Genomic DNA, 22888 nt, shown 5'->3' on the forward strand with positions numbered 1-22888 from the left:
TTGCAAAATAGGTTGTTTAGTGATATCATAAAAGAAGTTTTGTATTTTAATGGAGTGTAAATATGGTTATTTTAAATAGGATTATTTCAATAATATTTGTTTTAGTATGTGTTTTCCTAACTGCAGTAGTATTATTCCAGGAAGGAAATGAGCAGGGGCTTGGCTCAATCGGTGGTATTGCTGATACATATTGGGGTAAGAATAGAGGCCGTTCAGTAGAAGGTTTGCTTGAGAAGCTGACCAAGGTTGCTGCAGCACTGTTCTTAATTTTAGCATTAGTTTTAAATATTGTTAAATAATAAAAAAGCACTCAAAGGAGTGCTTTTTGTTGTAATTAATATTTTATTTAAAAAAGGAATATATGGATAAGGGTTTAGAAAAAAGAAAAAAAATAGTGATGGACTTTGTAGAAAGTCCTATGTATGTACCTATGAAAGCAAAGGAGTTAGCTCTCTTTTTCAATATTGAAAAAGAGAGAAGAACTGAGCTTGATGAGGTATTGAAAGAATTGGTATTAGAGGGAAGGTTGGAGATAAGCAAAAGGGGTAAGTACAAGAAACCTGAGCATAGATACTTATTGGGAGAGTTTATGGCAAATCCGAAAGGCTTTGGTTTTGTAAGAGTGGATGATAGAGATTCGGATATATTTATTCCATCAGAGTGTACTGCCAATGCTATGAATGGTGATACTGTAAAAGTGGTAATAGATATTGAAAGTGGTGAAAAAAGAGCTGAAGGTCATATAATAGGCATAGAGAAGCATGCCAATGTTCAGATAGTGGGATATTATAAAAAGAATAATACATTTGGATTCGTACTACCTGACGATGCTAAGCTTTTAAAAGATATATACATTCCTGCAGGTAGAGATAAAGGTGCGAAGACCGGAGATAAAGTAGTGGTGGAAATTACAGACTTTGGTGATCATAAGAAAAAGCCTGAAGGCAAGGTGATAGAAGTTCTAGGTAAGAATACAGATGCCGGTGTGGATATACTTTCTATAATAAGAGCATTTGGGCTACCTGAAAACTTTAATGATGAAGTGGAAAATGAGCTTAGAAAGATTCCAAGTACTGTGCTTGAAAAAGACAAAAAGGGTAGGCTGGATTTTAGAGACTTAGTGACTGTAACCATAGACGGTGAGGATGCAAAGGATCTGGATGATGCTATAACATTGGAAAGAAATGGGAATATATGGCATTTGGGAGTACATATTGCTGATGTTACACATTATGTGAGAGAGAATACAGCGCTTGATAAGGAGGCATTACACAGAGCTACAAGCATATATCTTGTAGATAGGGTTATACCTATGTTGCCAAGAAAACTAAGCAATGGTATATGTTCATTAAATCAGGGCGAAGACAGACTAGCACTTTCATGTATGATGGAGATAGATGAAAAGGGCAATATAATAGGTCATAATATCTGTGAGAGTATCATAAATGTAAATGAAAGAATGACTTATAATGCAGTAAATGAAATTATAACAGATTCAAATGAGGTGACTAAGCAAAGATATAGCGATTATATAGAGCTTTTTAATAATTTCAAGTTGGTATCGGAGCTTCTTAGAGGTGCAAGAACAAAGAGAGGATCCATAGATTTTGATTTACCTGAGAGCAAGGTAATACTTGATAAAAATGGAAAGGCTATAGATATAAAACCATATGACAGAAATGCAGCGACAAAGCTTATAGAGGATTTTATGCTTGCTGCAAATGAAACTGTGGCAGAGGACTTTTTCTGGCAAGATTTACCATTCATTTATAGAGTACATGAAAATCCGGATCCTGAAAAGATAAAAAGTCTGGCAATATTTATAAATAACTTTGGATATACACTCAGAAGAAAAAATGATGAGGTATCACCAAAGGAACTCCAAAAACTCTTGGCAAGTATTGAGGGAAGTGACGCCGAGGGAGTTATATCAAGGATTGCACTTCGAAGCATGAAGCAGGCAAGATATGATACCTCATGTATAGGTCATTTTGGATTGGCAGCCAGATACTACACACATTTCACATCACCAATCAGAAGGTATCCCGATCTGCAAATACATAGGATAATAAAAGAAAACATAAGGAATGGGATTTCTGATAAGCGTACAGAACATTATAGAGCAATTTTGGACAGTGTGGCATTACAATCATCACAGATGGAAAGAAGAGCGGAGGAAGCTGAAAGAGAGACTGTAAAGTATAAAAAATGTGAGTATATGCTAAGTCATCTTGGAGAAGAATTTGATGGTATTATCAGTGGAGTTACAGGTTTTGGTATATTTGTAGAGCTTGAAAATACAGTTGAAGGCTTTATAAGAATCGCTGATTTGGAAGGTGATTACTTTGTTTATAATGAAGCAGGATATGAGCTTGTGGGAGAGATTACAAAAAAGAAATTTGTTTTGGGTCAAAAAGTCAGAGTAAAGGTATATGATATAGATAGACTTGCAAAAAGAATTGACTTTAAACTTGTAAAGGAGAAAGATGGCAGAAGGGATTAAAATTATAGCAAATAACAAAAAAGCATATTTTGATTATTTTATATTGGAAAACTATGAGACCGGTATTGAACTTTTTGGAACTGAGGTAAAGTCAGTAAGAATGGGACATGTTTCAATAAAAGAATCTTGGATAAGAATTGATAAGGGTGAGCTTTTCATTATGGGAATGCATATCAATCCATATGAGAAAGGTAATATATTTAATAAAGATCCTTTGAGAGTAAGAAAACTGTTGATGCATAAGAAAGAGATCTTGAAGCTGGATGCTAAGCTTAATGAAAAAGGTCTGACTATAGTACCTCTAAAGGTATATTTAAAGGGCAGTCTGGTAAAGATGGAAATAGGATTGGCAAAGGGAAAGAAAAACTATGATAAGAGAGAAACCCTTGCTAAGAAAACACAGCAGAGAGAGATAGAAAAGGCAATGAAGAGAAGTATGAGGTAGAAAATTCCAAAATATAAACGTATGTTCGATTTTTCTTGACAAACATATGTTCTTGTTGTAGACTTACTATATAGAACAAATGTTTGGAGGGAATATGAGAAAATTATTTTTAACTTTTATTTTTGCTTTGTTTTTAGTAAGTTTTTTATTGGGTAAGGTAGATACCACCAGAGCAAGTATGGATAGAGAAAATATAAGGTATACCTCTGTGAAAGTAAAATACGGAGACAGCTTGGACACTATATCAAAAGAATATAATAATACAGGTATGTCACATGAGGAATATATAGATAGTATAATGGAGATGAATAGAATGGACAGTAATAAGGTTCATCCGGGTTGCTTTATACTTGTAAGCTATAAGGTGGAAAGATAGGGAGAAAATTATTTCTCCCTAAGCTTTACCATATTTCTTGCACTTCTTCGCCTATCATCTTCTATAGCTGCATAGTGTTTCTTAGTAGTATTTACATCACTATGTCCAAGTACATCTGCAACCAGGTAGATATCACCGGTTTCCTTGTATAGATTGGTGCCATAAGTAGAACGAAGCTTATGCGGAGTGATTTTCTTTAAAGGAGTAATTATTCGTGCATATTTTCTGACAAGATTTTCTACACTTCTTACAGAGAGTCTTTTGTTTTGCATTGAAAGAAATAGAGCACCCTCATGTCCGCTTTCTTCCAAAATTAAAACTCTTTCATCAAAATAATTTTGCATTGCCTCTTTTACCTCATCAGAAAAATATATAGTAACTTCTTTGCCACCTTTTCTGTGAATCAATATACCATTGTTTTTAAAATCCACATCGGATATATTAAGTCCTACACATTCAGAAACTCTTATACCGGTACCAAGTAGCAGTGATAGTATTGCCACATCTCTAATCTTTGTCTTTTCATGATATGCTTTTTGTCTTTCGCTTAACCCCTCACCTTTTTCAGCTTCATCAATAATCATTGAAACTTCATCAATATCTAATCTGATGATTTCTTTTGAATGTAATTTTGGTAGCTGCACTCTTTCCATTATATTTTCACTGATTTTTTCCACTCTATAAAAGTATTTGAAAACACTTTTCAAAGTAGATATCTTCCTCTTTATTGCATTTTCCTTATTAGATATCTTCCTACCATCAGTGTCACGATATTTTAAGTATTCCATATACTCTTCAATATCAGTTACACTTAGACTTTCAAGTACAGAAATAGGAATGTCAGATATTTTGGAATATTTCTTTTTTAGATTTGGATTTTCACTTAACAAAAACTGTAGAAAGATCTTTATATCATAGGCATAGGCTATTTGAGTTCTTGACTGTGTGCGAGGTTCAATACCACGAAAAAAGTCTTTGAAAAATGGAGGTAGCCCAGAGAGCATTTCTCTGAGTTTTTGTATATTTTCTATATCAACTTGTTCACTATATTTATAATCAGGCATATATTCTCCCTTGTTTAAATTGTGTATATGAGTTCGTATTATTGTAAAATGTTTTAAATATTAAATAGTATAACAAAAATATGTAATTTTATATAGAGTTATGTTGAGTTTTATGTTATTATACTATCGTCGCAGTGAGTTATAATTTTATCATATAGGTTAAGCGATATATGAGACCAAAAGGAGGTTTTACCAATGAACTATTTAGAAATTGAGAAGGTAATCGGAAGAGAAATACTTGACTCAAGAGGAAATCCAACAGTTGAGGCTGAGGTTTATCTTGTAGATGGAACAATCGGAAGAGGAACAGCTCCATCAGGTGCATCTACAGGTGAGTTTGAGGCACTTGAGCTTAGAGATGGTGACAAGTCACGTTACCTTGGAAAGGGTGTTTCAAAGGCTGTTGAGAATATAAATACAACTATTAATGATGTACTTGAGGGTATGGATGCATCAGATATCTATGCTGTAGATAAGGCAATGATCGAGGCTGACGGTACAAAGGATAAGTCAAATCTTGGTGCTAATGCAATCCTTGCAGTATCAATAGCTTGTGCAAGAGCAGCAGCTATTTCACTTGATATCCCACTTTACAGATTCCTTGGTGGTGTAAATGCAAACAGACTTCCTGTACCAATGATGAATATCTTAAATGGTGGTGCTCATGCATCAAATAACGTAGACGTTCAGGAATTTATGGTTATGCCTGTAGGAGCTCAAAGCTTTAAGGAAGCTCTTAGATGGTGTGCAGAAGTATTCCACAACTTAGCAGCACTTTTGAAGGCAGAAGGGCTTGCTACAAGTGTAGGTGATGAGGGTGGTTTTGCTCCTAACCTTACAGGTGGTGATGAGGAAGCTATCGAGTTTATTCTTAAGGCTGTTGAGAAGGCTGGATATAAGCCGGGTGTTGATTTTATGATCGCTATGGATGCAGCTGCAAGTGAGTGGAAGACAGGTACAGTTGGAAAGTATAAGCTTCCAAAGGCAGGAACAGAGTTTACATCTGCTGAGCTTGTTGAGCATTGGAAGAAGCTTGTTGAGAAGTATCCAATCATTTCTATTGAGGATGGTCTTGATGAGGAAGATTGGGAAGGATGGAAACTTCTTACAAATGAACTTGGCGGAAAAGTTCAGCTTGTAGGAGATGATTTGTTCGTTACAAATACAGAGAGACTTAAGAAGGGTATTGACAGTGATTGTGCAAACTCAATCCTTATAAAGCTCAATCAGATTGGCTCAGTTTCTGAGACACTTGAGGCTATCAAGATGGCTCATAAGGCAGGATATACATCAATATCTTCACACAGATCAGGAGAGACAGAGGATACAACTATAGCTGACCTTGCTGTAGCTCTTAACACATGTCAGATCAAGACAGGTGCACCTTCAAGATCAGAGAGAGTTGCTAAGTACAATCAGTTACTTAGAATCGAAGAAGAGCTTGGTGAGAGTGCTTGCTATCCGGGAATGGCAGCATTCAATGTAAAGAGATAATAAAAAGTTGTTTGTCAAATTATTGGGGTGGGTTGATTTTTCAACCCACCTTTTATTAGCAACAAATACTTAATGCAGTGTATAGACCGGTAGGATGTGGTAATCGTCATTATATAAAACTATAGTCATATTTGTATTGAAAAGGAGAATTATGGAGTTTAAGCTTTACTTTCAGAGTAATGGACCACTTGTGCTGCCACTGGCATACCATCATATTTTACAGGGATTTATCTATAAGAGATTGTCGGAAGATCCGGAGTTTTCTGATTTTTTGCATAATGAGGGATATAAAAGAGAAGGACAGAGCTTTAGACTATTTGTTTTCAGCTTATTAAAAGGTCATTTTAAAATAGTTGGTTCAAATATTGTTTTTGATAATGTCATAGAATGGGAGATTAGAAGTCCTATAATGCTGTTTTGTCAAACATTATTTAAGGCATTGGAAAAAGAAGAGGTTTTTGATCTGGCAGGTCAGAAAATATTCTTACTTAGATATGAGGTATTAAATACTGAAGTAGTAGAAGATGATATAGATATAAGAATGCTTTCTCCTGTATGTGTAGATTTGAGTATTTGGGAAGACGGAAAAAGCAAGACGAAGAATTTGGATCCTATGGATCCTAGATTTAACTATTACTTAACCAAAAATTTTCAGAGAAAATTTGAGGCTGTAACAGGTGAGGATACAGACAGCGGAATATTCCTACTTCCACCGGAAAACTTTGAACCATCAAAAAATAAATATGTTACACGTTTTGTGGACGGTATTTATGTTACAGGATGGAAAGGTCAATATAAGCTGAAAGGTAGTCCAAATAATTTAAAGTTTTTATATGATACAGGATTAGGGGCAAGGAATTCTCAAGGCTTTGGAATGTTTCAAATAGTATAAAGTTTTATGACAAATCTTTAACTTTATAAAGTTATAGTATATAATGTGTTGGTAAAATTTTAAGAGGTTCAAGGAGGTTTTGAATGAGTAAGCAACCAACAAAGCAAAATAAGGGCAATATGACAGGGCTCTTGTTGATGGTTTTGGCTGCTATTATTACTATTGTAATAGCTTTTCCGGTTACTGATAGCATTAGAAAGATGATAAAAGACAATATAAAATATATTGCCGGTACATATTCTGCTACAGAACAGGGTTTTGGTGGTAAGGTAAAAGCCACAGTAGTTGTAGGTGACAATGGAATAGAAAGTGTTTTATTTGACGGTCCAAAGGAGACTCCGGATATAGGCGGGGCTGCTATTTTAAAAATTAATGAGCAGATGAAAGCTGCACCTGATACCGAGTTTGATGCTGTCAGCGGTGCGACAGTTACATCCGGTGGATTAAAGGGTGCATTAAAGAAGGCTTTGCTTAAGGCACGAGGCAAAGAGGTAGAAGAGGATATAGAAGTAAAATCTGCAGATATTGTGGTAATAGGTGCAGGTGGTGCCGGAATGAGTGCTGCAATACAGGCTGCACAGGACGGTGCTACAAATGTTGTGATCCTTGAGAAGATGCCTATCACAGGTGGTAATACAGTAAGGGCAACAGGTGGTTTGAATGCATCACAAACACCTTATCAAAAAAGAGATGGTATAGAAGACAGTAATGATTTATTCTATGAAGACACTATGAAGGGTGGAAAGAATTTAAATGACCCTGAGCTTGTAAGAACTTTGGTAGAGAATTCTGCAGCAGCTGTAGATTGGGTAAATGATATAGGTGGAGACCTTTCAGTAGTAGGACAATTTGGTGGTGCCAGTGTAAAGAGAATACATAGGCCAAGTGATACATCTGCTGTGGGGCCAATGCTTGTAAAAACTTTGAATGCTAAACTTGATGAGCTTGGAATTCCGGTTTTACTGGAAACCAAGGCTACAAAGATTATAGCAGATGCAGACGGTAAGATAATAGGAGTAGAAGCTGAGGATGAAGATGGAAGCTTTATTATAAATACTAAGGCAGTTATACTGGCTACCGGAGGCTTTGGTTCAAATCCTGATATGGTGGTAAAGTATGCCCCACAGCTTTCCGGATTTATAACAACCAATCATATTGGTGCTACAGGTGATGGAATAGAGATGGCCCTTGAGCTTGGTGCAGGACTTACGGATATAGAACAAATCCAGACTCATCCGACTGTAAATCCTGATACTGCTACTATGTATACAGAGGGTGTTCGTGGTAATGGTGCTATATTGGTAAATAATGACGGAAATCGTTTTGTAAATGAACTCGAGACCAGAGATGTGGTTTCTGCAGCAATACTTGAACAACCGAATGAAGAAAGTTGGCTTGTATTTGATACAGCAGTTAGAGAATCATTAAGTGCAATAGAGAAGTATATCAATGAAGGTATTATTGTAGAAGCAAATACTATTGAGGAGTTAGCACAAAAGACCGGAATCAATAAGGAAAATCTGGTAGCTACTATGAATAAGTATGCTACAATGCAATCAGCAGGTGAGGATAGTAATTTCGGTAGAAAAAGTATGGAAGTGCCTCTTACTAAAGCACCTTATTTTGCAGGACTTGCAAAACCGGCTATTCACCATACAATGGGTGGTGTAAAGATAAATACACAAACTCAAGTTTTGAAAGAAGATGGTAGTGCAATTCCCGGACTTTTTGCTGCCGGAGAGGTAGTAGGTGGAGTGCATGGAGGAAATAGACTTGGTGGAAATGCTGTAGCAGATATAGTAGTATTTGGTCGCATTTCAGGTGATAATGCAAATGAGTATGTACTTGCAAATGGAGGAAACACTGAGAGAACTATTACAGCAAATGATGAAGATACAAACTTTGTTCCACAGGATATAAAGACTGACTTGGCAGATGGCTCATATAAGGGCATTGCAAAGGGATTTGGTGGCGATGTGGATGTTACATTCACCGTAAAGAATGGCATCGTAAATGATTTAACTATAAATGGCGGCAAGGAAACTGCTGAGATAGGTGGAAAGGCTATAACAAAGATTAAAAGAAATATACAGTCAACCGGAGAGTTTAAGGTTGACAGTGTAGCCGGAGCTTCTATTACATCTAAGGCAGTTAGTGATGCTATAAATAATGCAACATTGCAATAATGTTTGAAATAAAAGCCAATATCATTGTGATATTGGTTTTTTATTACAATTAATATCTAAATAGTAAGCTAAAATAGATTTTTCTATAAGTATTCAAAAAATTTATATTTTTAGATAGAAAAATACAGTGCTTTATGCTAATATCTAAATGTTGAAATAGGTATAGCCTATTCAATATGAGAGAGTAAATATTTAGGGGGACAAGATTGCTAATAACTAGAGAAATGGATTATGCTGTAAGAATTGTTAGAGCATTAAAGGATGGTACAAAAGTTTCGGCAACCGAAGTGGCAAGAAAGGAACATTTGCCACAAGCTATTACATATAAGGTTTTAAACAGTCTGTTAAAATCTAAACTTATTGGAAGCATGAGAGGTGTTAATGGAGGTTATTATTTAAAATGTGACCTTTCAAAGACTACATTATATGATATATGTTCAGCCTTGGGTGAAGATATGAGCATTACGGAATGTGTCAGAGATGGTTACGACTGTATAAACAATAGATGTGGAGAATGTATTTTAAATAAGGAATTTAATAGAATACAAAGTTCATTGAATAGAGAATTACAAAAAACAACTTTGGATAAACTTTTATAGGTTTATCCTTTTTTAGTGAAATACATTTGAAGTATAATTGTATTACTTATAATACAGAAAAATGATGATAAAATTGCTAAATACTTGACAATATATTAATATAAATTTAAACTGTTTTAAAGAAAAAAGACATGCAGTATTGCTTAAAAGCTGAAGGGAATAGTTGATATAAAATATATTATTAAATTGATGGAGTAGATATGAAGGAAATAAAAATAGTTGCTATACTTGCTATGGTGGGAATGTTATTGTCAGCTTGCAATAGTAATATCACAAAATTACAGGAACAGTTTGATTTGGAATCTAAGTATACTAATGAGTTAGACTATGAAAGTACTATAGAGAGTCTCAATAGGGCTATAAAGATTGATCCTCAAAATATAGGAGCATACAAAAAGCTGGCTGAGATATATGGGAAGTCAGGAAGAGTAGATGAAGCAAGGGATACTTTAGAAAGTGCTTTGGATATAGCCGGATTATCGACTAAGAATGAAAATGAACTAAATATGAGATTAAAAAATCTGGAGTTTCTTGTTATGGTATCTGAAATCCCCGGAGAGTATGATGAGATTATGGAGGTAGAACTTGGCAATAAATATGGCTATGATATCTACTATACAATAGAAAGCAAGGATAATAGGCTAATAGCCAAAGATTTAAAATATACAGAACCCATACTATTGGATGAAGATGGCAAATATATATTAAAAGCATATACTATTGATAAGTATGGCGAAACTCATGATGAAGTAGTAGTGAATTATATTATAAAACTTCCTAAAGGAGGTGTAGGAAAAGATAGTTGGGAAAAAGTTGGAGATATCTACAGATACCGTGGTAAGAATGGAAAGATAGTAAGAGGTTGGCAGGATATAGACGGTAAATGGTACTACTTTGGAGAAGATGGAGCGATGCTTACAAGCTGGCAAGATATAAATAGTAAGTGGTACCACTTTGGTGAAGATGGTTCTATGGAAACAGGCTGGAAGCAAATAGGAGATAAGTGGTATTATCTTTTAAATACCGGAGAACTATCTATAGGCTGGCAGGATATAGATGGTAAATGGTATTACTTTGCTGATAACGGAGAGATGAAGACTGATCAGTATATAGATGGTTACTATATAGGGGCTGATGGGGTAATGACTACTGAAGGTACTAATACCACTATAGAGTCTAGTGAAAATACTGACTATAAGAAATCATATAGGGATGTGCTGACAAAATTATATACAAAACATGAGTTAGAAGGAGTATATGGTTATGAAGCAGATGCTGTAAAGGGAGTAAGTGAATTTCATGAAGCTAAATATACTTTAATGGATATAACCGGAGATGGAAAAGAAGAACTTATAATATATGTCGGAATGGGAATGACTGGCATATATGGAATTAAGAATGGAAAGATTTCTGTATTACTTAATACTTATATTGATGATGGTTGCTACATATTGGATAACAATAGCATAGTTGTTACATATAGAATACATAATACTGCACCACATACAGGTCCTACTAATTCAGGCACTGGGTTTGTACATTATATATACAATCAACAGAACAGTAAGTTTGAAAAATATAGAGATGGTGAAGCAATAAATCCGGAGTCTGAAGAATATAATCCTGAGGATTCAAGATATTTTAATGATTTGATGAGCAAAGTTTTAATGGAAACTTGGGAAGGTGCTAATATCCCGGTTACACCTGAGAATATTGAGTCTTTAAAATAAAGATTTAAAAATTTATGTAGTAGATTTATACAAACAGTAGATTATTATGATTATCAAGATTTGAATTTATTCTTAGGTGGGGAGTCTTTCCCCACCTTTTTATTTGCAATAAATCATTGATAAAAGTGAATTGCTAAAGATACTTAAACTGTTATAATATTATTAAAATAATTTAAGAACAATATTAGCTATTAGATTTTTGTATAAGGAGTAAGACTATGATAGATAGAATATATTTGGCAGGTGGCTGCTTTTGGGGAGTAGAAGGTTACTTTAAAAAAATAGAAGGAGTAGTAGATACAGCTTGTGGTTATGCAAATGGTAATAGTGAAAATCCAAGTTATGAAGATGTATGCTTACGTAATACCGGTCATGCAGAAACTGTAAAAATTGATTTTGATGATGATATAATTAGTCTAGAGGATTTACTTATATATTATTTTAGAATCATTGATCCTATCAGTGTAAATAAACAGGGAAATGATGTGGGTATTCAGTATAGAACAGGAATATATTATACAAATGAGACACAGATATCTGTAATAGAATCAGCAATTATAAGAGAGCAGAGTAAGCATACTGAGAAAATAGCAGTGGAAGTTTTGCCACTAAAAAATTTCTATAATGCAGAAGAATACCATCAAGATTATTTAGATAAAAATCCAAACGGATATTGCCATATAAACTTGAACCTGGCGGATGAGCCGATAGTAAGGTCGGAAGATTACAAAAAAGATGATGATGAGGTTCTAAAAAATAGACTTACAGCTCTACAATATGATGTCACTATTAATGCAGCTACAGAGAGACCTTTTGACAATGAATTCAACTCAAATTTTGAAAAAGGTATATATGTGGATATTACGTCAGGTGAACCGCTTTTCTTTTATACAGATAAGTTTGAGTCGGGATGTGGTTGGCCAAGCTTTTCAAAGCCTATACAAAAGGATCTTGTAAAATATGAAGAAGATTTAAGCTTTGGCAGAAGAAGGATAGAGGTAAGAAGTAATAGTGCCGATATTCATTTAGGACATGTGTTTAATGACGGACCGATGGAGCTTGGAGGCCTTAGATACTGTATCAACTCGGCTGCACTTAGATTTATTCCTTTCCATAAGATGGAAGAGGAAGGATATGGATACTTGATAAAATATTTACCATAAATTTTAATGTAAAATACAGTGTTTGAGGATGATAAAATTGGATAAATCTAATGAATATAAAATAATATGAATACATTACAATTTGTATTGTATATTTATATGGTTTTTTCTTAAATTATCCTTGTAAAAAAGTGTTTAAAATGTTAGGCTTAACAAAGAAAAATAAAGGGGTGAGATATGTCTGACAATTTTAAATACGGTGAAGACACTAAACTTGATAAGTCGTCTGAAAAGAGGGCGAATTTCTCAGGAGGACTGGGATACATATTGGCGGTAGCAGGTTCTGCAGTAGGACTTGGTAATATTTGGAGATTTCCATATTTGGCTGCAAAGTATGGCGGAGGAATGTTTTTATTAACATATCTTATACTGACGCTTACATTTGGATATGCCATGATAATGTCGGAGACTACTATAGGTAGAATGACGAAGCGAAGTGCAATAGGAGCATTCAATAATTTTGGAAATGGTAAGATACTTAAGATCGGCGGATTTATAAATGCCATAGTTCCTGTTCTTATCGTACCATACTATAGCGTAATAGGTGGTTGGGTAGTAAAATACCTTGTAGAATATATTAAGGGCAATGTAGTTGAATTGGCAGGGGACAAGTATTTTGAAAGTTTTATAATTGATACAAAGGTGGTTTTCTTTTGGTTTGTAATATTTGCGATTGCCACCTTTGTAGTAATACTTGGTGGAGTAGAACAGGGCATAGAGAGAGTGTCAAAGATAATGATGCCTTTACTTATCATACTGGCAATCATTGTAGCAACTTATTCTGTTACAAGACCGGGAGCTATGGAAGGAGTAAAATATCTCTTTATTCCAAATCTTAAGAATTTTTCACTGATGACTGTGGTGGCTGCTCTTGGGCAAATGTTTTATTCGCTGTCCATTGCTATGGGAATTTTATATACCTATGGTTCATACCTTACAAGAGATGTGGATGTAGAGATATCTACTTCAAGAGTTGAAATGGTGGACACAGGTGTAGCAATTTTGGCAGGCCTTATGGTTATACCGGCTGTATTTGCATTTTCAGGTGGAGATCCTGAAAAGTTAAAGGCAGGACCTTCACTTATGTTCATTACATTGCCGAAGGTTTTTGAGAGCATGGGAGCAGGTAGAATTGCAGGTATAGGATTTTTCTTACTTGTGCTGTTAGCAGCACTTACAAGTGCAATATCACTTGTTGAAACCAGTATATCAACTTTCTGTGATGAGCTTAATTTGAGCAGAAATAAGTCCATTATCTTGATGGCTTTTATTATGATATTTGTAGGAGGTTTATCTGCAGCAGGCTATGGTATACTTGATTTTGTATTAATATTTAAGATGCCTATTTTGGATTTCTTAGATTTTCTTACAAATTCTATAATGATGCCAATAGCGGCTTTGGCAACTTGCTATCTTGTAGTAAAGGTTATAACATTAAAGAAAATTGATGATGAAATTTCATATTCATCTTCATTTAAGAGAAAAAAGCTTTATAATATAGTTATGAGAGTGTTTGCACCGATATTTTTGATTATTATATTGGTGAGTGCTATATTGAACACTCTAGGAATTATCAGCTTTTAATTTATTTATACTCATAGTTGATTATACTAAGAATGGAGTACTTAATGAAAAGATTTGATGTAGTTGCGTTAGGTGAATTATTGATTGACTTTACACCTGCAGGACTTTCACCAACAGGAATGAGACTTTTTGAACAAAATCCGGGAGGAGCACCTGCAAATATGTTGACAGCTGTGTCAAGATCCGGACTAAAAACCGCATTTATAGGAAAAATAGGCTCGGATATGCATGGTGATTTTTTAAGAAGTGTACTAGAAAGTGTGCCTATAGATACAAGCGGATTGATTTCAGATCCTTCAGTTTTTACTACTCTGGCATTTGTTAGCCTGTCTATAACAGGAGATAGAGATTTTTCATTTGCAAGAAAGCCTGGAGCTGATACAAAACTTAGTATAGATGAGATAAATAAAGATATATTAACGGAAACTAAGATATTTCATGTAGGATCTCTATCTCTTACAGATGAACCGTCAAGGGGTACGACTTTTGAGGCGGTAAGGATTGCAAAGGAAGCAGGTGCTATTATATCCTATGATCCAAACTACCGTGAACCACTTTGGGATAATGTTGATAAGGCAATGGAAATGATGAGATTGATGGCTCAGCTTGCTGATATTATGAAGATATCTGATGAGGAGACATCACTTCTTACACCATATAAGGAACCGCTTGAAGCAGGGAAGTACTTGATAGAAAATGGTAGAAAGCTTGTAGTGGTTACTCTTGGAGAAAAGGGAGCTTTGGCTGTATCAAAAACAGGCTATGTAGAAATACCCGGATTTAAGAGTAATGTTGTTGATACTACGGGTGCCGGAGATTCTTTTTGGGGAGGACTTTTGGCAAAATTCATTAATGAGAATGTTGATCTGGATAATATCAGTACAAAGCAAATGTATGATATTGCAAGATTTGGAAATGCGGTTGCAAGCCTTTGTGTAGAAAAAAGAGGTGGTATAGTGAGTATTCCTACACTTGATGAAACATTAGAGAGATTAAAGCAATGAAAAATATAGATGTAGCTGTTATTATGGCAGGAGGTAAGGGAAGCAGACTTCGTAGCATAACAAATGATGAGATACCAAAGCCTATGGTACCTGTTAATGGTAAGCCATTACTTGAATATCAGGTGGATAAGTTAAAAGCCTACGGCATAAAAAAGATAGTAATGATTGTAGGACATTTGGGAGAGAAAATAGAGGATCATTTTAAAGATGGGAAAGACTTTGGAGTGGATATTGACTACATTTTTGAAAAGGAACCACTTGGTACAGCCGGAGCTTTTTACTATCTGAAAGATAAAATAGATACTAAGGACTTTTTGCTTATCTTTGGAGATGTTTTCTTTGATTTGGATTTTGATAGAATGGAAGCTTTTCATTTCAAAAATTCTGCATTAACAACACTTCTGGCACATCCAAACGGACATCCATATGATTCAGATCTTATTCAAATGGATGATAACGGAAAAGTTGTTGGATTTGACTCAAAGCATAATGTGAGAGATTATTGGTATGACAATATGGTCAATGCAGGGATGTATATAATAAACAAAAGACTGCTTGACTTGGTCAAAAAACCGATAAAGACTGATTTTGAAAGGGATATACTTGCAAATCAGGTAAAGCTTGGAGCAAATATATATGCATATCATTCACCTGAGTATGTGAAGGATGTGGGTACTGTGGATAGAATAAATGCTACAGTAGAGGAGTTAAAGAGTGGACTTATTCAATCAAAGAATTTGAAGAATAAGCAAAGAGCTATATTCCTGGATAGAGACGGCACTATGAATGTTTCAAAGGGATTTATATCCAAGGCTGATGATCTGGAACTGATTCCAGGTACTATCGAAGCTATAAAGGATATAAATAAGAGTGGGGCACTTGCTATAGTTATTACAAATCAGCCTGTTATTGCAAGAGGCGAATGTTCTTTTGAGGAGCTTCACAATATTCACAATAAGTTAAAGACTTTATTAGGTGAGAAAGGTGTATTTGTAGATGATATTTTCTATTGTCCACATCATCCGGATAAGGGATTTGAGGGTGAGCTTCCTGAACTGAAATTTGATTGTGAATGTAGAAAACCAAAGACAGGTATGATAGAGGAGGCTGTAGAAAAGTATAATATAGACCTTTCAAAATCATATATGGTAGGAGATTCTACTATGGATCTTGAGATGGCAAGAAATGCCGGGATAAAGTCTGTTTTAGTAAATACCGGTTTTGCCGGAAATGATGGAAAATACGATAGAAGCTGCGATATAGAGGCGGAAGATCTTCTAGATGCAGTAGAAAAGATAATAAAAGATTTTACAGAGTGAAATTAGATAAAAATTAGAGGCTATTAATTTTACAATCCTAAAATATAGCCTCTAAGTATTAGCTTACCATATACATCTTGCACTGGCACCACAAGGCAGTATAAAATCTGACTTGTTTACAGGCAAGCCTATTTCCATAGCTTCTATGCTTGCAGCAGGAAGTTTATTTTCTTCCAGAGATTTCTTGATCATATAGGTTAGCACTCCGGGAGCCAAACCTGTAGTATATGAGTTTATAAGGAAGAAGAGAGGCTCTGTACTAAGTAGCTTTGTGGTCAAATTTATAAATTCATAGATAGAGTCTTCAATTTTCCATATTTCACCCTTTGGACCTCTACCATATGAAGGAGGATCCATTATTATGGCATCATAGGTATTACCACGCCTTATTTCCCTTTGTACAAATTTGATACAGTCATCCACTAGCCATCTGATATGAGCCGAAGAAAGTCCCGAGCTTATCATATTTTCTTTTGCCCAGCCAACCATACCCTTACTTGCATCTACATGAGTGACATTTGCACCGGCAGCAGCCGCAGCTAAGGTGGCACCACCTGTGTATGCAAACAGATTCAATACTTTGATCTCACGATTCCTATCTGTGGCTTCTTTGATTTTAGTATAGCTAAAATCCCAGTTGGTAGCCTGTTCAGGGAATACTCCGGTATGTTTGAATGTAAAAGGTTTTAGATTAAATGTTATTTTTGATGAGGGCAATTCATAGTCAATACTCCAGGTATTTGGAAGATTAAAAAACTCCCAATGCCCACCACCGGCTTTGCTTCTGTGATAGTGCCCATTCTTTTTCTTCCATGCCGGATGGGAATGTCCTGTATTCCAGAGCACCTGAGGATCGGGTCTGACAAGAATATAATCTCCCCATCTTTCAAGTTTTTCGCCATTTGAGGTATCTAATATTTCATAGTCCTTCCAATTATTTGCAATCCACATATTTTTTCTTTCTCTATTCATATTAAGACAAACTGTCTTATTATCATTATACCATAAAAAATGCCGCTTGGTTGTATTTACAACCTAATACGGCATTGCTCATGTCGGAAAATACCGACCTTTTTACTAAAGATATTTAAATAATTCCTGTGCCTCGTCCTTTTTGGTCGTTTCTTTTAAAGAAAGAACCTCTACTTTTACAGATTTGCCACCGAATAATACTTCTACAATATCTCCAACTTTTACTTCAGCAGAAGCTTTGATTATTTTATCATTTATAAGAACTCTGCCTGCATCACATGCTTCATTGGCTATTGTGCGTCTTTTTATTATTCTTGAAACCTTTAAAAATTTGTCAATACGCATTAGTTATTAACAGCATCCTTTAGTGCCTTACCTGGCTTGAACTTTGGAACTACACTCTCAGCAATCTTCATTGTCTCACCGGTTCTTGGGTTTCTACCCTCTCTCTCAGGTCTTACAGATGTTTCAAATGTTCCAAATCCTACAAGCTGAATCTTTCCTTTGTTGGTAAGCTCCTCTGTAACAACATCTACAAATGCCTTAAGAACTGCCTCAGCATCTTTCTTTGTGATGGAGTTATCCATCTTATTAGCCATAGCATCGATCAACTCTGTTCTATTCATTTTGTTCCTCCTAAAAATAATGTTAAAAACATTATACTAAAATATTACTGTCGAATTTAGCGACAATATAGAATTATTATGAGACGTGATACCACTCATAACATATTTTTTATAGTCTGTTTAAGCTGATTTGTCAAGAAGAATCAAGTAAAAAAGCCGTTTTGTAAGGGTTTTTTCTATATAAAGTTATTTTACTTAAGAAAATATATATATTTATTTGACAAAGTGAGAGTGGAAGGTGTATTATACTTATACCCGGTAGGGGTATATAGAGTAAGATTGTAATTAAATTTGTAGTATTATTGTATGCCTAAATATAATTTGATGTATACAAACTATAGAGTATTTTTAGAAAGGAATATATGTTAAAAGAAAAATATAATATTACCGGAATGAGCTGTGCCGCCTGTTCTGCCAAAGTAGAGAGAGTAGTAGGTAAGATTGAAGGTGTGGAAAATGTATCTGTAAATCTTTTGACAAATTCCATGCAGGTGGAATATAAGGAAGATAAGCTGAGTTCAAATGATATAATAAAAAATATAGCTGATGCCGGATATGGAGCATCTTTGGCTACAGCTACAAAACAGAAAAAAGAAGAGAAGAGTATAAAAAAGACTAATGATGATGCAATAGCTTCTATGAAGTTCAGGCTGAAGGTGTCCATAGTATTTTTGGTTATTTTAATGTATTTCAGTATGGGAAGTATGATAGGTTTGCCGCTTCCTAAATTCTTATCAGGTGAGGGCAATCCGGTAGGCTTTGCTCTGACACAGCTTTTACTGGTACTGCCTGTAATGTATGTAAACAGAAAGTATTATATAAGCGGATTTAAATCTCTTTTCAATCTTTCACCAAATATGGATACACTTATTGCGGTGGATTCAGGTGCCGCATTTACATATGGTGTAATTGCAATCTATGTAATGGGCTATGCACTTAATAATGCTGATATGCATACAGTGATGGAATACAGAATGAATCTCTATTTTGAATCTGTGTCCATGATTTTGACTCTTATAACTTTAGGAAAATTCTTTGAAACAGGTTCAAAAGCAAGAACAACGGATGCAATATCAAAGCTTATAGACTTATCACCGAAGAGGGCAAATGTGCTTCGTGACGGTGTAGAGGAAAATATACTTACAGAAGATGTTGTAGTGGGAGATATTGTAATAGTACGTCCGGGTGAGAGCATTCCGGTAGACGGAATGATAATTGAGGGAAGTACGAGTGTGGATGAGAGTGCCATTACAGGTGAGAGTATACCTGTACAAAAGGAGAAAGGCGATAAGCTTATAGCTGCCACTATAAATAAAAATGGTAGTGTAAGGATAAAGGCAACAGAGGTAGGTGAGGACACGGCCATTTCAAGAATCATTGCTTTGGTGGAAGAGGCTTCATCATCAAAAGCACCTATTGCCAAGATGGCTGATAAAGTCGCGGGAGTATTTGTACCGGTTGTTATGGGAATTGCACTCATCACATTCATAGTATGGTTGGCACTGGGATATGATTTTTCATTTGCTCTAAACTGTGCCATAGCGGTACTTGTTATATCCTGTCCATGTTCTCTTGGACTTGCAACTCCTGTAGCTATAATGGTAGGTACAGGTAAGGGTGCTGAAAACGGAATACTTATTAAATCTGCCGATGCACTTGAGACAACTCACAGTATTGATACTGTAGTACTTGATAAGACAGGTACTGTAACAGAGGGTAAGCCTGTAGTTACAGATATTTTAGCATTTGATATAGATGAGAATGAATTTTTAAAACTGGCTGCTGGAGTTGAGAGCGCTTCGGAGCATCCTTTAGCTGAGGCTATTGTAGAAAAGGCTAAGGAAAAAAGTTTAGAGATTGTTTCACCTACAGAGTTTCAAGCGATATCAGGAAGAGGTATTGTTGCAAGTGTAGATGATTCAAAAATTATTGCCGGAAATGAGCAGGCCATAAAAGATCAGTATGGAAACAGTGAAAACTTTACAGAAGCATTTAAAAAGGGAAATGAACTTGCCGCTCAGGGTAAGACACCGATGTACTTTGGTAAAGACGGCAAACTGCTTGGAATTATTGCAGTTGCGGATACAATAAAAAAAGACAGTAAGGAAGCTATACAGGCTCTTAAAAACAGAAATATTGATGTTGTATTGCTTACAGGTGATCATAAAAACACTGCAATGGCTATTGCAAAGGAAGCAGGTATTAAAAAGGTTATTGCCGAAGTTTTACCTACCGATAAGGAAGAACATATCAGAGAGCTTATTGAAGCAGGGCACAAGGTGGCAATGGTTGGTGACGGTATCAATGATTCGCCTGCACTTGCAAGAGCGGATGTAGGTATTGCAATAGGTGCAGGTACGGATATCGCTATAGAGAGTGCGGATATAGTACTGATGCACAGCTCATTAAAGGATGTGGCTACAGCAATTGATTTAAGTAAGGCGGTAATAAGAAATATAAAACAGAATCTTTTCTGGGCATTCTTTTATAATTCAATTGGAATACCATTGGCTGCGGGAGTATTTTATCTAAGCCTGGGATGGAAGCTCAGTCCTATGTTTGGTGCTGCAGCAATGGGAATGAGCAGTGTATGTGTGGTAAGCAATGCACTTAGACTAAGAGCCTTTAAGCCTAAGAAAGTAAAGAAAAATAATATAGAAAATGATGAGATAGAGCTCATTGAAAATAAAAGAAAAGAGGATAAAAAGATGACAACAGTAATTAATGTAAACGGAATGATGTGTGAGCACTGCAAGGCAACTGTGGAGAAGGTTACAAGAGGTGTAGAAGGCGTGAGCAATTCACTGGTGAATTTGGATGCAAAAAATGTTACAATAGAGCACAGTGCCGATACAGATTTGGAGAAGGTGAAAAAAGCTATCACGGATGCAGGCTATGAGGTAGTATAATGAGAGCCGATTCTAAGACTGTTTTAAGGCAGTTAAAGACAGCCAAAGGACAGCTTGAGGGCATCATAAAGATGGTGGAAGAAAACAGATACTGTGTTGATATATCAAATCAGGTTCTTGCCACCAGAGCTCTTCTTGAAAGGACAAATCGTATTATCTTGGAAGCACATATAGAGGGCTGTATTTTGGATGCGGCAGCTACAGGGAGTGAGGAAGAGAGAAAAGAGAAGATATTTGAGCTGTCAAATATGATAAAGAAGATGATGAAATAATGGAAAGAGAAATTCTTTATATAATAGACGGGGAGTATAAGGATATTCAAGACTATTTAAAAGCGAAGGGATATTCAGCCTCAAATATTACAACCTTGAAAAAATATGAAAACAGTATAATGCTCAATGGAGTTTGGGCTTATATGAATCAGAAGCCGGAGCTAAATGACCGGCTTCTTGTGCGTGTATGTGAAAATAAAAATAGTGAAAATATAGTACCTGTTGATATCAAGCTGGATATAAAATATGAGGATGAGGACATCATAGTAATAAATAAGGGCAGTGATATGCCGATTCATCCAAGTCTTAACAATTATGAGAACTCACTTGCAAATGCTCTGATGTATTATTATAATGGCGAAAACTTTGTTTTCAGATGCATTAACAGACTTGATAAGGACACTACGGGACTTACAATAGTGGCAAAGCATTTCTTGAGTGCTGGTATTTTAAATATTGCTATGCAAAACAGGCAGATAAAAAGAGTATATAATGCTATAGTAAAAGATGACGGCAGATTGCCTGATGCAGATACAATTGACTTGCCGATAGCCAGAGAAGATGATACCTTGATAAAGAGAAAGGTAAGCCCTGATGGTCAAAGGGCTGTAACACATTTTAAAGTATTGCAAAGATTTGAAAAATACTCTTTAATAGAGATTAGACTTGAAACAGGCAGAACACATCAGATACGTGTACATATGAGTCACATAGGTGCACCGCTTGTAGGAGATTATTTGTATAATGAAAATGATTACGGTAAAATTTCGGTAAGACCGCTCCTACATTCAAAGAGCCTTGAATTCATACATCCTATAACAGGTGAGAGAATGTATTTGGAATGTGATTTACCGGTAGATTTTAAAGAAAAGATAGGAAAGAATTATGTTTAGAATAGAATACCCACATCTTGATATGAGAAAGATTGCAGACAGCGGACAGATATTCAGATTTAATATTTATGAGGATGAATTCAGTCTTGTTGCAGGTGATAAGCTACTGTTTATAAAAGAGGACGGAGACGGATATATACTCTCTTGCAGTGAAGAGGAGTTTAATGATTTTTGGTTGGATTATTTTGACCTTAGACTTGATTATAAAGAGTATGAGAAGAATATTCCAAAGAGTGATCTGTTTTTAATAAATGCGACCGAATATTCATATGGAATTCGTATATTAAATCAGGATAAATGGGAAATGCTTATATCATTTATAATTTCACAAAGAAAGAGTATACCGGCTATTAAATCTTCGGTTGAAAAACTTTCAAAGGTGTATGGGAAAAAAATAGATATGAAAGTTCCGGATTTTATTAAAAATATCGATCCGGATACAGAGTTTTATAGTTTCCCAACTCCGGAGGCTTTAGCAAATGCAAGTATTGACGAGTTAAATGCCTGCTCACTTGGATACAGAAGCCCATATATAGAAGCTACTGCAAAGGCGGTATTTAGAAAAGATATAGAACTTGAGGCACTTACAAAGCTAAACGATACCGAACTTTTAGCCGCTTTAATGAGTCTTAAGGGAGTCGGTATAAAGGTGGCAAACTGTGTGGCATTGTTCGGATATCATAGAATCGCAGCCTTCCCTATAGATGTCTGGATCAAGAGAATGATTGATGAACACTATGACGGAAAATTTCCACTGGAGTTGTACGAAGGTTATGCAGGTGTTATTCAACAATATATTTTCTATTATGGTAGAGAAAGTGTGAAACATAGTAGTAATTAGTTAGAGAATTTGGTAT

At 35.4% G+C, this 22888-nt stretch carries 21 protein-coding genes; 17 read left to right on the forward strand and 4 right to left on the reverse strand.

What is annotated here, in order from left to right; translation table 11 throughout:
- Positions 1 to 62 precede the first annotated feature (62 nt).
- The 4 genes from secG (at position 63) to D4A81_RS03925 (ending at position 3324) form a co-directional block, all read left to right on the forward strand.
- On the forward strand, positions 63 to 299 hold the full coding sequence (gene secG, locus D4A81_RS03910; RefSeq protein WP_172621789.1) for a preprotein translocase subunit SecG: 237 nt from the start codon (positions 63 to 65) through the stop codon (positions 297 to 299).
- Positions 300 to 361: 62 nt separating this feature from the next.
- Positions 362 to 2503 carry a ribonuclease R gene (gene rnr / locus D4A81_RS03915; protein ID WP_111525913.1) on the forward strand — a complete coding sequence of 714 codons (2142 nt, stop codon included), beginning with the start codon at positions 362 to 364 and terminating at the stop codon, positions 2501 to 2503.
- Positions 2487 to 2948: an SsrA-binding protein SmpB gene (smpB, locus tag D4A81_RS03920; protein ID WP_111525912.1), complete on the forward strand. Its 462-nt coding sequence runs from the start codon at positions 2487 to 2489 to the stop codon at positions 2946 to 2948. The genes rnr and smpB overlap by 17 nt, the downstream gene beginning before the upstream one ends.
- A 94-nt stretch (positions 2949 to 3042) precedes the next feature.
- Positions 3043 to 3324 carry a LysM peptidoglycan-binding domain-containing protein gene (locus tag D4A81_RS03925; protein ID WP_172621790.1) on the forward strand — a complete coding sequence of 94 codons (282 nt, stop codon included), beginning with the start codon at positions 3043 to 3045 and terminating at the stop codon, positions 3322 to 3324.
- An 8-nt stretch (positions 3325 to 3332) separates the two neighbouring features.
- Here D4A81_RS03925 and D4A81_RS03930 read toward each other — a convergent pair whose 3' ends face one another.
- On the reverse strand, positions 3333 to 4388 hold the full coding sequence (locus D4A81_RS03930) for a tyrosine-type recombinase/integrase (protein ID WP_111525910.1): 1056 nt from the start codon (positions 4386 to 4388) through the stop codon (positions 3333 to 3335).
- A gap of 195 nt (positions 4389 to 4583) precedes the next feature.
- On the opposite strand from D4A81_RS03930, the gene eno reads away from it, so the two are divergent.
- The 9 genes from eno to D4A81_RS03975 all read left to right on the forward strand — a co-directional run bounded on the left by eno (position 4584) and on the right by D4A81_RS03975 (position 16359).
- Positions 4584 to 5882 (forward strand): phosphopyruvate hydratase, encoded by a 1299-nt coding sequence (gene eno, locus D4A81_RS03935; RefSeq protein WP_111525909.1) that lies wholly within the window; start codon positions 4584 to 4586, stop codon positions 5880 to 5882.
- Between the two features lie 151 nt (positions 5883 to 6033).
- The gene (cas6, locus tag D4A81_RS03940) at positions 6034 to 6774 is read left to right on the forward strand and encodes a CRISPR-associated endoribonuclease Cas6 (RefSeq protein ID WP_111525908.1); all 741 of its coding nucleotides are present in this window, start codon (positions 6034 to 6036) and stop codon (positions 6772 to 6774) included.
- Positions 6775 to 6857: 83 nt separating this feature from the next.
- The gene (locus D4A81_RS03945; RefSeq protein ID WP_111525907.1) at positions 6858 to 8960 is read left to right on the forward strand and encodes a flavocytochrome c; all 2103 of its coding nucleotides are present in this window, start codon (positions 6858 to 6860) and stop codon (positions 8958 to 8960) included.
- Between the two features lie 206 nt (positions 8961 to 9166).
- A complete protein-coding gene (locus tag D4A81_RS03950; RefSeq protein ID WP_111525906.1) occupies positions 9167 to 9559 on the forward strand; it encodes an RrF2 family transcriptional regulator in 393 nt (130 codons plus the stop codon).
- Between the two features lie 200 nt (positions 9560 to 9759).
- Positions 9760 to 11289 (forward strand): N-acetylmuramoyl-L-alanine amidase family protein, encoded by a 1530-nt coding sequence (locus D4A81_RS03955; protein ID WP_111525905.1) that lies wholly within the window; start codon positions 9760 to 9762, stop codon positions 11287 to 11289.
- A gap of 218 nt (positions 11290 to 11507) precedes the next feature.
- Positions 11508 to 12452: a peptide-methionine (R)-S-oxide reductase MsrB gene (gene msrB / locus D4A81_RS03960; protein ID WP_111525904.1), complete on the forward strand. Its 945-nt coding sequence runs from the start codon at positions 11508 to 11510 to the stop codon at positions 12450 to 12452.
- A gap of 177 nt (positions 12453 to 12629) precedes the next feature.
- Entirely contained in the window at positions 12630 to 14036 is a 1407-nt protein-coding gene (locus D4A81_RS03965; protein ID WP_111525903.1) for a sodium-dependent transporter, read from the forward strand.
- 44 nt (positions 14037 to 14080) lie between these two features.
- The gene (locus D4A81_RS03970; protein WP_111525902.1) at positions 14081 to 15040 is read left to right on the forward strand and encodes a carbohydrate kinase family protein; all 960 of its coding nucleotides are present in this window, start codon (positions 14081 to 14083) and stop codon (positions 15038 to 15040) included.
- Positions 15037 to 16359: an HAD-IIIA family hydrolase gene (locus D4A81_RS03975; protein WP_111525901.1), complete on the forward strand. Its 1323-nt coding sequence runs from the start codon at positions 15037 to 15039 to the stop codon at positions 16357 to 16359. The genes D4A81_RS03970 and D4A81_RS03975 overlap by 4 nt, the downstream gene beginning before the upstream one ends.
- Positions 16360 to 16422: 63 nt before the next feature.
- Here the strand turns inward: D4A81_RS03975 and D4A81_RS03980 are convergent, their stop codons facing one another.
- The 3 genes from D4A81_RS03980 to D4A81_RS03990 all read right to left on the reverse strand — a co-directional run bounded on the left by D4A81_RS03980 (position 16423) and on the right by D4A81_RS03990 (position 17957).
- Positions 16423 to 17310, reverse strand: coding sequence for a class I SAM-dependent methyltransferase (locus D4A81_RS03980; protein ID WP_111525900.1), 888 nt, complete (start codon positions 17308 to 17310; stop codon positions 16423 to 16425).
- 126 nt (positions 17311 to 17436) lie between these two features.
- A complete protein-coding gene (locus tag D4A81_RS03985) occupies positions 17437 to 17676 on the reverse strand; it encodes an RNA-binding S4 domain-containing protein (protein ID WP_111525899.1) in 240 nt (79 codons plus the stop codon).
- Entirely contained in the window at positions 17676 to 17957 is a 282-nt protein-coding gene (locus D4A81_RS03990) for an HU family DNA-binding protein (RefSeq protein WP_111525898.1), read from the reverse strand. Before D4A81_RS03990 ends, D4A81_RS03985 begins: the two co-directional genes overlap by 1 nt.
- Positions 17958 to 18319: 362 nt before the next feature.
- Here D4A81_RS03990 and D4A81_RS03995 point away from each other — a divergent pair, with 362 nt between their 5' ends.
- From D4A81_RS03995 to D4A81_RS04010, 4 genes are read left to right on the forward strand one after another with little or no spacing between them, the layout of a single operon-like run.
- The gene (locus D4A81_RS03995) at positions 18320 to 20866 is read left to right on the forward strand and encodes a heavy metal translocating P-type ATPase (protein ID WP_119808253.1); all 2547 of its coding nucleotides are present in this window, start codon (positions 18320 to 18322) and stop codon (positions 20864 to 20866) included.
- Positions 20866 to 21138: a metal-sensing transcriptional repressor gene (locus D4A81_RS04000; protein ID WP_111525896.1), complete on the forward strand. Its 273-nt coding sequence runs from the start codon at positions 20866 to 20868 to the stop codon at positions 21136 to 21138. The genes D4A81_RS03995 and D4A81_RS04000 overlap by 1 nt, the downstream gene beginning before the upstream one ends.
- The gene (locus tag D4A81_RS04005; RefSeq protein WP_111525895.1) at positions 21138 to 22031 is read left to right on the forward strand and encodes an RluA family pseudouridine synthase; all 894 of its coding nucleotides are present in this window, start codon (positions 21138 to 21140) and stop codon (positions 22029 to 22031) included. The genes D4A81_RS04000 and D4A81_RS04005 overlap by 1 nt, the downstream gene beginning before the upstream one ends.
- Complete coding sequence (locus D4A81_RS04010) at positions 22024 to 22872, forward strand: DNA-3-methyladenine glycosylase family protein (protein WP_111525894.1); 849 nt, start codon at positions 22024 to 22026, stop codon at positions 22870 to 22872. The genes D4A81_RS04005 and D4A81_RS04010 overlap by 8 nt, the downstream gene beginning before the upstream one ends.
- The last annotated feature ends 16 nt before the right edge of the window (positions 22873 to 22888 follow it).

Source organism: Lachnoanaerobaculum umeaense, assembly GCF_003589745.1.
GTDB lineage: Bacteria > Bacillota > Clostridia > Lachnospirales > Lachnospiraceae > Lachnoanaerobaculum > Lachnoanaerobaculum umeaense.